The sequence below is a fragment of the Campylobacter concisus genome (assembly GCF_902460665.1).
Lineage (GTDB): Bacteria > Campylobacterota > Campylobacteria > Campylobacterales > Campylobacteraceae > Campylobacter_A > Campylobacter_A concisus_AL.
In genome coordinates this window covers 262,156-274,439 of the sequence record NZ_CABPUR010000002.1, presented here as the reverse complement: position 1 = coordinate 274,439, position 12,284 = coordinate 262,156, and the positions used below count along the sequence as shown (strand labels likewise).

The window sequence follows — 12,284 nt, the reverse complement described above, 5'->3', positions numbered from 1 at the left end:
GTAGTGGCTCAAAAGAAATTTATAAAAGCTATGCGACTAAAAAAATCTTATTTTTATTAGCTTTTATAGTTTTTTCTTATTTACTTTATAAATTTTTAGAGCCTAAGCATGAGCCAGATCAGTCATCTATTCAAGATACCAGGTTTGTTGATTTAAATACTTCTGATTCTAAAACACCTAAGACGATTTCAAATAGCGTAGATAATTCAGACATAAACACCACTATTTTTAACAGCAATAGAATCTATCTAAAGATAACTTGCTTTCCAAATGGTTGTAAATTTAGAAATTACGCCATTGATTTATCTTTAGATAGCTTCTTAGAACTTCTTTCTTTCTCAAACTGCCATATATTCTTACAAGATAAGAAGTCAGGCAACTACATTGATTATTTTGTTTCTTGCCATGCAGATTTTGAAAGAGTTTTAAAAAGCTTAGAAAATTCATCCCAAGGGTTTGCAAATGAAAAATCTCAAAAAGTTGATTCTAGTAGTCCTATGCTTCCTACTCTCAAGTAGTTTATCTGCCTTAGAATATCGTAACATTACCTTTAACGATTTTTTAGGCGAGATTAGTTCTATAACTGGCAAAAATATTGTCATTAGTGGTAACGTTGATACTAATTTTGATGTATTCTTACCTACGCTTGATCTAAGCAAAACTGATACTTTTTCTAAGTTGCTTAAAGATATTTTAAACGTTAATGGCCTTGATTATTTGATACAAGATAGCGTTTTGTTGATATATAATCCAACTACTGAAGATAAGCCGGTATTGAATGACTATATAATCAAATTTAAGCACGTTTCCAAAGAAGATGTTGTATCTGCTCTTTCTTTATTTAGTGAAAACATAAAATACACTGTTTATAGTGATAGGATACTGCTTATTACTACTGAAAGCCAGTATGAGATTATTAATAATCTTATTAATGGGCTTGACACTAGCTATCAATTAAGGCAACTTAGCTTTACAATTATTAGCACAGATAACACAAAACTTAAAGAAATTGGCCCACGTATAGAATCGCTTTTAAATCCACTAGATCATTTTTATTTTAAAATTATTACCAACGTTCTTACGGTCGATAGCACCAAAGTTAATAAAGATTCTGTCACCAGCCTTATAAATTTGCTTAAAGAAAAGGGTGTATCTGATCTGCTTTATAATCCTAGAGTTACCCTTATTGATAATAAAGATAGTGTAATTGAGAGCGTTATAAAGACTCCTATTCAAAAATCATCGATCGAAATTCAAAACAACCAAAGAATGACTACAAACCAAGTTGATTACCAAGACGTTGGCTTAAAGCTTTATATTACAAATGTCTTAATTACTAATGATAGCGTTAGTTTTACTTTGGATTTATATATAGAAAATTTGCTTGATGATACATTGACTCCTAGAATTTCTAGTAGGCATCTAAAAACAAATGTATATCTTACTGATTCAAATTCTTTTCTTATTGGCGGTATTAATAGCAAAGAAACAATAAAATCAACAAAGACTATCCCATTTATTGAAAATATCCCTATTCTTGGCGATATAACTACATATAAGAGCGAAAAAACAACTGATTATAGTTTTAGTATATTCATAACAATGCTTCCGTCTGAAAAAGATATTTTTTCTGAGTTTTATTATGATCCAAAAGATAAACACCTTGCCTTAGAACGCTACTTGACGAGCGCAGCGCGCAACGCAAAAGGGGCCCCACGTAGTGGGGAATGAGCGTGCGCTCTTGGCTATATATAATATAAGTGTGTAACCTAAAGGAATAAGATGTATGGAATTAGTGAAACTGATAAAATCTTTTTAAAAACCAAACTAGAAAATCAAAAGAAATTTCTTGATAGCAATTTCTTTATGATAAATGGCGAGTATGTCCCCTATTCTAACTTTTATTTTTCTAGCTGGCACAATTCTAACAGATACATTGCTGAACTTAATAATCGAGTAGCTAGCCTTAATGATTATGCTCAAAGTCAAGGTCTTTGTCCTATTTTCGCTGTTTTTACTTTGCCTAGTGAGTATCATAAGCAAAAGCTCATAACTCTTAAGAGTGGCAAGAAAAAGCTTGTTTATAATAAAAAATATATCAATGATGAAAAGCATAGCGTTAGCGCAGGAGCCAGCAAGCTTCAAGCCTTAGTTAGAAGCATTATGAATTCATTGCATTTTAGAAGCTTATCACAAAATCAAAGATGTTATATAACTACTAAAGAGCCACATTTAGATGGAACTTGCCATTTAAATTTGCTTGTTTTTGTCCCTAAAGAAAATTTGGATAAGTGTGTTTCTGCTATTAAAGATCGTTTTTTAGATACTCATAGCAGGGTTGAAACTGATATTAAAAATGCTACTTCGTATGTTATGAAGTATATTTTTAAAACTCTTGATGATTTACGCCAAAACCCTGATTTAGATAACTTGACCGATATTAGCTACTGGTATTTAAAGCATAAAATCAGACGTTTTACAATGTCAAAAACATTTGTAAGTCTTGAAATTTATAGAAAACTAAACGGCAGTATTGACCTAATATCTCTTACTAAAAATTATAATAAAGGCTTGGTTACTGTTGTCGTTGATCCTGATACTAGGAAGCCTTTAAAAATATTTGATGAATTTGGCGAACTTTGGCAAAAGACTAGAATAATTAAAGATAGCAACACTATTAAACGATATGAAGATTCAAGCGATGAGATAAAGAGCTTTGGCAACTCCTTAAAACAAAGACAAATTTTAAAGCTTTGCGATGAGTTATTTAAGACCGAAAAACGAGTTAAGCCAGTAAGCAGAATGAAAGATTACGAATTAGTTAATTATTATCAAAGCTTGGGCGGTGATGTAAATGCCCAGCATTTAGCCTATGTTGAAAATATAATGCTCGATAGGGAATTAGATAATTTCACACACTATCACAAAAAGCACGATTTAAATGCCCCTGATATTGATAGCTTTGTAGATAGACTTTTGATTTGCAATGAGTTTTAAGGATTATATTATGAAAAAATTATTAGTTGATTGTTCTCGCTATCCTTTTTGTTATTTTCCACAATTAGATTTAGGCATTTCTGTAGAAGAATTTGATTTATATAATTATGAAGAATTTGATACTACCTTTTTTGAAGCTTATTATTCTTTTTCTAAATATGGTTTACGTGATTTTTCTAGTTTTGATGATCTTCTTGATGCCTTTGCCAAAAAATTTGATTATGATAGTTTTGAGTATTTTCATGATATTAAATGATCTTTTTAATAACTACATTAGCTTTTACGAGCTTATTTTAAGTCCAACCACTCTAAGAAGTGATATAGCTACTTATAACAAGCATTTTAAAAACTCACTTGGCTTAAGAGAAATAGAAGATATAAATTTTATCGATATTCAAAAGTTTTGCAATGATCTTATCAAGCAAGATTACAAGATAAAGACTATTAAAAATATCGTTGCAAAGCTAAAGGTTATTTTCAAGCTAGGTATAAAGCTGGAGTTAATAAATAAAAATCCTTGCGATTTTATTGAGCTGCCAAAGTTTGATAATAAAAGGTATTTTGATTACTCGATCACTATTCAAAAACGCTTTATCAAGGCTATTAGTGAAAATACTGATCCAAGCTGTGATATATTCTTTTTTCTACTTCACGGCAGACGAAAAAATGAAGTATTAAGCTTAAAATTTAGCGATATAAATTTTAAGACTAGGACTTATATTATCCCCTTTAAAATCAATAAGGCCAAAAGAAATATGATTTATAAAATGAGTGATGAACTTTTTAATCGTCTTTATAAAAGATTTTTGATAGCCAAAAAAGAAAATAAGCTAAACGATTATGTCTTTATTAATCCTACGACAAACGATAAATTTAAAGATTTGCGTAAAAGCTGGTCTTCACTTCTTAAACGAAATAATCTTCCTAAAATCAGACTTCACGATATAAGGCATTTAATTGGCACATATTCAATTAATTATTTAAAAATTCCGATCGAGCAAGTGTCTTTTACATTGGGGCATACAAATATAACTACAACACAAAAATATATTACTGCAAACGTCAAAAAATCAAAAGAAACTATCGAAAATTTACTAAAATCAATTTCAGAATAATTTAAGCATTTTAAAAAGTGTTTCAAATATCGATAAAATGGGCATTTGGTTGCGGAGGACGGATTTGAACCGCCGACCTTCGGGTTATGAGCCCGACGAGCTACCACTGCTCTACTCCGCGACAAGTATTATTTTGGATTTAAAAGTGGATGGGGTAAGAGGATTCGAACCTCTGAATGACTGGACCAAAACCAGTTGCCTTACCGCTTGGCGATACCCCAATGTTTTTAAGAGTTGTAATTATATAGATTTTAATGTGCTTTGTCAAGACTTTTTAGAATTTTAACAAAAATTAAAATTCTAAATTTAAAACAAATTACATCTTCAGCTATAAAATTTCCCTTTGCCCTTTTGCATTCACTGGACTTAAAACACCCATTTTTTCCATTTGTTCAATTATATTTGCAGCTTTGTTATAGCCTATTTTTAGACGTCTTTGCAAGTAGCTTATTGAAGTTTTTTGCTCGCTTAAGATGATCTCTTTTGCCTCTTCATAAAGCTCATCAAGCTCATCTTCTCCCAGCGCTCCAGCTGCCACACTTCCACTAGAGCCTTCTTCTACTAAAAATTTCTCGTCGTAGATAACTTCTTGTTGCTCTTTTAAGAAATTTACGATCGTCTCTATCTCTTTTTCACTCGCAAAAGGCGCATGCAGCCTGATCACTCCAGGACTTCCAGGAGGTGTAAACAACATATCACCGCGCCCTAGCAAGCTCTCAGCACCCATTTGATCAAGAATGACTTTGCTATCAATCCTTTGCCCTACTCTATAGCTTATCCTGCTTGGCAAATTTGCCTTTATCAGCCCGGTCACTACATCGACACTTGGACGCTGGGTTGCCACTATCAAGTGTATACCGCTAGCCCTTGCCATCTGTGCTAGACGGCCGATATAAAGCTCCACGTCTTTGCCACTAGTCATCATAAGATCGGCTAACTCGTCGATGATCACAACGATGTATGGAAACTGCTCGCCGCCCTCCTCTTTCATCTTTTCATTGTAGCTCTCTATATTTTTCGTACGAGTTTGACTCATTATCTTATATCTTCGCTCCATCTCAGCGACCATATTGGCAAGCGCTGTGATCGCTTTTTTAGCCTCTGTAATGACCGGTGTCAAAAGGTGCGGAATATCGTTATATATGCTAAATTCAAGCATTTTTGGATCTATCATCATTAGACGCAAAGTTTGTGGGCTATTTCTATAAAGCAAGCTTAAAAGCATCGCGTTTATACCCACACTTTTGCCAGATCCTGTAGTTCCGGCGATCAGCAAATGAGGGAGCTTTTTAAGGTCTGTCACAAAAGGAGCACCAACGATATCCTTGCCAAGCGCCATAGTTAGTGGGCTACTAGCGTTTTTAAATATCTCGCTCTCTAAAATTTCTTTTAGGTATATAGTTTCTAAATTTTGATTTGGTACCTCGATACCTACCACGTCTTTGCCAGGGATTGGCGCTTGGATACGGATCGTTTGAGCTTTTAGTGCCATCGCTAGATCATCTTGAAGTGTTAAAATTTTACTTACCTTGATATGTGGAGCTGGACGAAACTCAAATGTCGTAACGATAGGCCCAGTATAAGTTCTAACCACATCGCCGTCTATTTTAAACTTACGGAGTTTATCAAGCAAATTAGAAATTTGCTGATCGATTTCCGTTTCATTGACACTATGCGAGCGTTTTGGCGGATCGTTTAAAAATTTAAGCGGTGGCAAGACAAAATTCTTTGGCTTTTCCACATTTCCTCGCTCTATTTGATCAAGCAGCTTCTTATTCTCAGCCACTTCGTTTAAAATTTCAACTCCATTTATAGTTGAGGCTCTGCTCTCTTTTTCTGGCTCAGGCTCTAACTCTTCATCTAAATTCTGTTCATCATCATTTAGCACCTGAGCTTCTATAAGCTCTTCTTCTTTTGTACCTTCAGATTTTGACCTCTTGCGTTCTATCTTTGGGATTTGTTTTGGTTTTATATCTTTTAAATTTTTACTCGCCTCGTAGCTTTTTGGCTCTCTATCGACAAAAGCCTTTCTTAAAACAATGATAAAATTTTCCCTAAAAGCAAGCCCAAGTGAGATAATAAACATCATAAGTATAGCAACCGCGGTACCGATAGAGCCGATCACCTCTTTTAAGGCACTAACTATAAAATTTCCAATTATACCGCCATTTATGCTCGAAGCACTCAAGGCTTGAAACATCAAAAAAGCTATAAAAAAGAGAAAAATTCCTACCAAAAACTGAGCAAAATCAAAATCAAATTTCTTAAAATTTTTATAGACAAAATAGCCCAAAATGATCAATAAAAATGGATAAACATATGCGATAAGTCCAAAATATTTGATATTTAAAATACCAAGGCTTTGTCCAAGCGAGCCAACAAAATCAGCAGTTGGGGCAGCTGTGGCTATACCAAAATATACAAAAATGCAAACAAAAATAGTAAATAAGATATGTCGTAAAATTTTAGATCCTTTATAAAAAAGGCTTATTATAGCACGCTTGAGTTTAATTTTAAAAAATCAGCAGGCTAGGTGGCCTGCTGATTTAAATTTTAATTTAAATAATTTAGCAAGCTTAGTTGATTTATCTTTGCACTTGCTTGTAGGGTTGCTTGATAAGATAGTGAAAGCTGCGTAAATTTCAGATATGACTCCGCATAGTCTGCGTCAATTACATCATTTTTAACAGTTAGCACATTCACTTTCATTACTTCGGCTCGCTCTTTTGTAGCTGTTAAAAGTTTTGATTGAGAGCCGATCTTTGTAAGCTCTTTATTTGCATGATCTATTAAATGATCAAGCCTTTGTAATGCACCTTGCATGCCGGTATTTCGTGGGTCATTACTATCTGCATCAGCTCTATAATACCCCTTTCTAACAGCTTCGATCATATTATCAAGGTCTTGAAAAACGCTCGTACTTGGCTCATCAATAGTTAAGGCATTATTTTCATTAAAGCTAAAGACAGAACCTTTTCCTTGATGGTGGCCAGCATTACCAGCCGTATCTCTACCAGTGCTATCGCCATCAAATTTATCGCTATTTTTTGCATCGTGCATAGTTACTTCTATGTTTGTTACTGATTTTGTCTTATCAGTTAAAACCATTCTGCCACGATCATCTAAAGTTGTCTCTACCGCGCCCTTTGTTTTTGATAAAGCCTCTTTATAGGCATTATAGTTTTGATCTCTTTTTACTTTTTCTATATCTGTATCAAAATTTGCATTTTCTGCATGTGGAGGATTTGGGATATTATCACTTGCTGCCATAGCAACGATATCCATGAGCTGCCTATAAGTAAAATCACTAGCATAAGTTCTGTAACTTCCAAACTCATCTGAGTTATAGACTGTTAAAGTTCTAGTTGCAGAAGGCGTACCACCTGGTGGTGTAGATGTTATTTCAAATTGCACTGGAGTATTTGTACCCCCTGCTGTGCCCATTTTTACCTTTATGTCATATTTTGTGCCAGTTATTGACTTTACTTGTAAATTTATCTCTTGGTTATCGATATTAAAAAGCTCTCTCTTTCTAGCATCGACATCTTTTGGATATAAATTTCTATCGTAGCTCTCCTTTGTACCAGAAACTTCACTTAGCTTTGTCTGATCTGTTGCATATTCGCCCGTTCTTCTGGCTACTTGAGGTAAATTTGCGATTAGCTCATTATCCTTTCTTTCAAATCTAACCTTATCATAGTCAAATGCATTTGTCGCATTTCCATCTTTATCGGTATATTTGCTCTTTACAAACTCAGTGATATGAACTGTTTTTGGAACGTTATTTGCCATAGTTTCAAGATCTTCAAGAGAATTTACCGCATCAAGTGCGTTGTTTTGAGCGATTGCGCCGCGATTTGGTGCTACTGATGTGGCTGCAACCATATGAAAGTCAATAGTTTGATTACCTTTAGTAAGATCTTTTATATTAAATTGTCCATCATTATTTATGCTTACATCAACAACTTTTGTTGTTTTTGTATTGCCAAATTCCATGCCAATTTTTTCCATAAGTCCAGCCATTGTTGTATTTGCACTCATCTTAAATTTACTAGTAAATGTCGTGCCATCTGGCTTTTTGCCTTGCATAAAAAAATATGTATCCGGAAAATTTACATTTGAATTATCTAAAAAATCATAATCTGGATTTATTGTGCCATTGTAAGAGCCATCACTTCTAACCACTGAATCACTAGCGTAATTTAGCCCAATCATATTTTTTATCTTGCTGTTATCGTTTAGAAATTTTGGCGCATAAGAGATGTCGGTTCTAGTTTGATCAGCCAAACGAACATTTGTTGTCAAAATTTTACTGTAATCACCATCTTTTCCTAAAAATAGATCATATCCTGGGATATTGTAAGGAAGCTCAACCTGAGCACCAGCTGATGTTTTCATATAATCACGGTTGCCTTGATACTTTCCTGCACCATCTATTGGCTTTGTATCAACAGCGCTTCCAGAAAACAAAAACTGCCCATTAACCGAAGTGTTTGCAATATTCACAAGGTGATTTTTTATGCCTTGAAGGTCATTTGCCAAAGCCTCTAGCGATGTCTTACTATGCACGCTGCTAGCTGCTTGGACTACTTTTGTCTTAAAATTTTCAAGCTGTTTTTCAAACTCTTGCAACGCATTATCTGTATTTTTTGAGAAATTTACAGATTTACCAGTGGCATCAACTACTTGAGTGAGAGTAGTCGCTTCATAATCAAGCCTCATCGCATCATTATAAGTCGCAGCACCATCGTATGGATCTTGAATTTTCAAACCATTTGAGAGCTGCTTATAGCTTTTATTTACACCGGTCATATTTTTTTGGTAATCATGTAAAGTCTGACTAAAACGTAGTTGGTTTGTTATTCTCATAATTTTTTCCTAAATTTTTATTCACTCTAAGCAAAAATGATTCCGCTTGTTTTTATATCGGTAAAAATTTGATTTTTTTTAGCATAAAAAGTTTATTGTATAATCCAACAAAAATTTACATATAAAATAGGTAAGAACAATGGCATTAAAAATTCTCTTTTCTCCAAGCGAAAGTAAAATTTCTCTAAATACGAATAATAAATTTAATGGTAAGGATTTGATATTTCCAGAACTTTTTGACAAAAGAGTTGAAATTTTAAACAAATACGATGAGTTTTTAAAAAGCTCAAATTTAGACGAGATAAAAAAGCTTTTTGGGCTAAAAGAGCTTGAAGAGAGCAAGCAGCTGCGAGAAAGCCTATCTCAAAAAGGCAGCATAAAAGCTATCTTAAGGTATGATGGCGTGGCTTATAAACATCTAAACTATCGTGGTTTAGACAATGAGGCACAAAAATATATAGATAATAATGTTTTAATATTTTCAAATTTATTTGGGCCTATCTTAGCAAAAGATGAGATACCAGAATACAAACTAAAGCAAGGTGAAAAGCTGGGTGGCTTTGAAATTTCAAAATTTTATGAAAAAAATTTTAGTAAAGCGGTTGATGATTTTTTACAAAATAATGAGGTTTTAGACCTTAGAGCTAAGTTTTATGAAAAATTTTACACTATAAAAAAAGAATACATAACTTTTTGCTTTATAAAAAATAAAAAAATAGTGAGTCATCACGCAAAAGCATATAGAGGCGAGGTTTTATGCCAGATAGCAAATAAGCTTGTAAATAATAAAGATGAATTACTGAGCTTAAATTTTAAAAATTTAAGGCTTATTGACATGAAAAAGATTGGTCTAAAGACCGAGCTTACGTTTGAAATTTGCGAGTAAATTTTTAAAAAAATCGCATTTTTTGTTAAAAAAATGTAAAAAAGAGCTAAATTTAGGGAAAAAGTATTGTATTTTTTTTTAAAAGAGTGTAATATAGCCACATAACTTCTTAAAAGGATGGTTCATGAAAAAAGCTGAATTTATTCAAGCTGTTGCCGATAAGGCTGGTCTTTCAAAAAAAGATACTCTAAAAGTTGTTGATGCTACTTTGGAGACAATCCAAGCAGTTCTTGAAAAAGGCGATACAATTAGCTTTATAGGCTTTGGTACTTTCGGTACTGCTGACAGAGCTGCAAGAAAAGCTAGAGTTCCTGGAACTAAAAAAGTTATCGATGTTCCTGCTAGTAAAGCAGTTAAATTCAAAGTTGGCAAAAAACTTAAAGAAGCAGTTGCTGCTGGTGCTGCTAAAAAAGGCAAAAAGAAATAATTTTCTTTTTCGGGGAGCAACTCTCCCCTTTTTCCTCTCACACAAAATTTAAATTTCAATCTTACTTCAGCCCGAGTGGTGAAACTGGTAGACGCGCCAGACTCAAAATCTGGTAAGGGCAACCTTGTGTCGGTTCGAGTCCGACCTCGGGCACCATTATACGCCTAAATACTTTCTAAATTTATCCGATATTATCTGCAACATCTTTAAAAAGGATTTTAGATGAATATTGTATCGTTAAAACATAACTTTATAAATTTAAAAGATTTAGAAAATCCTACGAATATGCTCCATGCCTTTAAGGATAAACAAGGTTTGGAGATAAATAACGAACAAATTTCAAATTTAAAAGAAAGTATAAAGGCAAGCAAAGTTATAAATATCACTGATTCCGAGATCAAAGAGCAAAATAGACACAAAATCCTACAAAAAGTAGAAGAAATTTTAAACAACTACTCAAAAAATCTCATCTACAGCAACAATAAAATTCACTCCGATGAACTTTCTAGAGGCTATCATTTTAGTGAAAATGCCTACTTTAAAAATATAAAAGCTTCAGATAGTAGCAGCATGCTATCTACACTAAAAAGTGGATACTTAGAAAATACAAAATTTAAAAATTTAAACGATTACGCCTATTCAAACACTTTAAAAACAAAATATGGCGAAGTAGAAGTATTTTTAGATATTTACGGCGACAACGATAAACTTGGCACTACAAAATTAGAAAATAATAGCTATCTTTTTAGCTTTGATAGCAACAATGACGGCGTGCTAGATCAAAAAGATATACTCTTTGATAAGCTAAAAGTAAGGGGTTATGACAAATACGGAAATGAAAAAATAGCAAATTTAAGCGATGTGATGCCAAGGGTTGATCTTAGGCAGTTTATCAGCACAAATGTCATAAATCACAACCAAATAGAAAGAGAAGAGCTAAATCGTAAAGCAACGATCACAAATAATCCCGATCTTTACGTAGATACAAAAGATATTGATTATAGACACTCTTACTACGCCTCAGATCCAAATACTTTGTTCGCTGCAGAAAACAGATATGAAAAGATAGAGAAAAATGATATAAATAATTTCTTTAAAAAATATGCCCAAAATGACGGCTGGGTCGATCTAAGACACAATAATATCTTTGGCAAAGATAGCTCTTTTAAAAATTTTGCCTATCTTAAAGTGGGTTTTGATGATACTGCAAGACTAAGCGAGTTTAATCCGATCATTGAGCCAAGCAAAGAGCACAAAAAAGATGAAAATTTCTCATATACAAAATTTCAAAAAGATAGTTTTATGAAATTTTACAAAGATTATAACGCTGAGTTTGACGCATACAACAAAATGATAGAAAATCTTGGCAATAATTTAAAGAAATTTGAAGAAAATGCAGACGCTTATATATCAAAGCTTGAGAATACAAAATCAGCCAAAATGATCGCGATGGAAAATGAATTTAAGCAAGCAACTGGACTTGAGTTTAGTATCTCAAATTTAAAAAAAGTAAAAAAGGCTTTTATAACAAATGAAGCCACAGCTGCTGCATCTTTGCAAGATAGCGATAGCGTTATAGCTATGAAGCTAAACAAAGATGGCACCATAAGGCTAAAATTTGATAGTGGTAGAGAGATAGACGTAAAAGAGCTCTATAACGATACTGGCAAGCTAAATACATCAAGTGAGCTAAAAACTAGCATAAATTTAGAGGCAAAAGAGATGAATAATGTGCAGTTAAATAGCTTGGATTTTAAAGATATTGGCTTCATGCAAGGTGATAAAATCGTAAGCCTAAAAGATGCTGGAGCGATCGCTATTGCCAATCTATCTAATAAATTTGAGAGTAAATTTTTAATCAGTCTAAATAATGGTAAAAGCATATCTACAAGAGAAATTTATAATATCAGCTATCTTGAGAATGATTTAAAGAGCAAAGAAAAGATAGATGAGAGAGATAAATTTTATAAAAAGGTTGATATTAAGGTAT

Annotated in this window: 10 protein-coding genes and 3 tRNA genes; 9 read left to right on the top strand and 4 right to left on the bottom strand. The window is 33.1% G+C overall.

The features are described 5' to 3' along the window. The 5 genes from F3G66_RS04715 to F3G66_RS04695 all read left to right on the top strand — a co-directional run. On the top strand, positions 1-518 hold a 518-nt coding region (locus F3G66_RS04715), incomplete at its 5' end, for a hypothetical protein (RefSeq protein ID WP_188115828.1). Beyond that, positions 463-1,731, top strand: coding sequence for a type II secretion system protein GspD (locus tag F3G66_RS04710; protein WP_188115827.1), 1,269 nt, complete (start codon positions 463-465; stop codon positions 1,729-1,731). The genes F3G66_RS04715 and F3G66_RS04710, both read left to right, overlap by 56 nt. A gap of 51 nt (positions 1,732-1,782) precedes the next feature. After that, on the top strand, positions 1,783-2,997 hold the full coding sequence (locus F3G66_RS04705; RefSeq protein ID WP_149707311.1) for a replication endonuclease: 1,215 nt from the start codon (positions 1,783-1,785) through the stop codon (positions 2,995-2,997). Between the two features lie 10 nt (positions 2,998-3,007). Next, positions 3,008-3,253, top strand: coding sequence for a hypothetical protein (locus tag F3G66_RS04700; RefSeq protein WP_149707310.1), 246 nt, complete (start codon positions 3,008-3,010; stop codon positions 3,251-3,253). Continuing rightward, entirely contained in the window at positions 3,240-4,112 is an 873-nt protein-coding gene (locus tag F3G66_RS04695) for a tyrosine-type recombinase/integrase (protein ID WP_149707309.1), read from the top strand. The genes F3G66_RS04700 and F3G66_RS04695 overlap by 14 nt, the downstream gene beginning before the upstream one ends. A gap of 46 nt (positions 4,113-4,158) precedes the next feature. Here the strand turns inward: F3G66_RS04695 and F3G66_RS04690 are convergent. The 4 genes from F3G66_RS04690 to flgL all read right to left on the bottom strand — a co-directional run bounded on the left by F3G66_RS04690 (position 4,159) and on the right by flgL (position 8,981). Then, a tRNA-Met gene (locus tag F3G66_RS04690) sits at positions 4,159-4,233 on the bottom strand. A gap of 25 nt (positions 4,234-4,258) precedes the next feature. Beyond that, positions 4,259-4,333: transfer RNA gene (locus F3G66_RS04685), tRNA-Gln, on the bottom strand. Positions 4,334-4,440: 107 nt separating this feature from the next. Further along, positions 4,441-6,522 carry an FtsK/SpoIIIE family DNA translocase gene (locus F3G66_RS04680; protein ID WP_410470314.1) on the bottom strand — a complete coding sequence of 694 codons (2,082 nt, stop codon included), beginning with the start codon at positions 6,520-6,522 and terminating at the stop codon, positions 4,441-4,443. A gap of 143 nt (positions 6,523-6,665) precedes the next feature. Beyond that, positions 6,666-8,981 (bottom strand): flagellar hook-associated protein FlgL, encoded by a 2,316-nt coding sequence (gene flgL / locus F3G66_RS04675; RefSeq protein ID WP_149707307.1) that lies wholly within the window; start codon positions 8,979-8,981, stop codon positions 6,666-6,668. A gap of 139 nt (positions 8,982-9,120) precedes the next feature. Between flgL and F3G66_RS04670 the strand changes: the two genes are divergently transcribed. The 4 genes from F3G66_RS04670 to F3G66_RS04655 all read left to right on the top strand — a co-directional run. Next, positions 9,121-9,867 carry a YaaA family protein gene (locus tag F3G66_RS04670; RefSeq protein ID WP_149707306.1) on the top strand — a complete coding sequence of 249 codons (747 nt, stop codon included), beginning with the start codon at positions 9,121-9,123 and terminating at the stop codon, positions 9,865-9,867. A 124-nt stretch (positions 9,868-9,991) separates the two neighbouring features. After that, positions 9,992-10,294 (top strand): HU family DNA-binding protein, encoded by a 303-nt coding sequence (locus F3G66_RS04665; RefSeq protein WP_012001719.1) that lies wholly within the window; start codon positions 9,992-9,994, stop codon positions 10,292-10,294. Positions 10,295-10,363: 69 nt separating this feature from the next. Beyond that, positions 10,364-10,450: transfer RNA gene (locus F3G66_RS04660), tRNA-Leu, on the top strand. Positions 10,451-10,516: 66 nt separating this feature from the next. After that, positions 10,517-12,284 (top strand): response regulator (locus F3G66_RS04655; protein WP_149707586.1); only part of this gene is annotated, 1,768 nt, incomplete at its 3' end.

Coding starts and splice junctions, on each gene's coding strand:
- F3G66_RS04710 (WP_188115827.1), top strand. CDS start 463: ATGAAAAATCTCAAAAAGTTGATTCTAGTAGTCCTATGCTTCCTACTC.
- F3G66_RS04705 (WP_149707311.1), top strand. CDS start 1,783: ATGTATGGAATTAGTGAAACTGATAAAATCTTTTTAAAAACCAAACTA.
- F3G66_RS04700 (WP_149707310.1), top strand. CDS start 3,008: ATGAAAAAATTATTAGTTGATTGTTCTCGCTATCCTTTTTGTTATTTT.
- F3G66_RS04695 (WP_149707309.1), top strand. CDS start 3,240: ATGATATTAAATGATCTTTTTAATAACTACATTAGCTTTTACGAGCTT.
- flgL (WP_149707307.1), bottom strand. CDS start 8,981: ATGAGAATAACAAACCAACTACGTTTTAGTCAGACTTTACATGATTAC.
- F3G66_RS04670 (WP_149707306.1), top strand. CDS start 9,121: ATGGCATTAAAAATTCTCTTTTCTCCAAGCGAAAGTAAAATTTCTCTA.
- F3G66_RS04665 (WP_012001719.1), top strand. CDS start 9,992: ATGAAAAAAGCTGAATTTATTCAAGCTGTTGCCGATAAGGCTGGTCTT.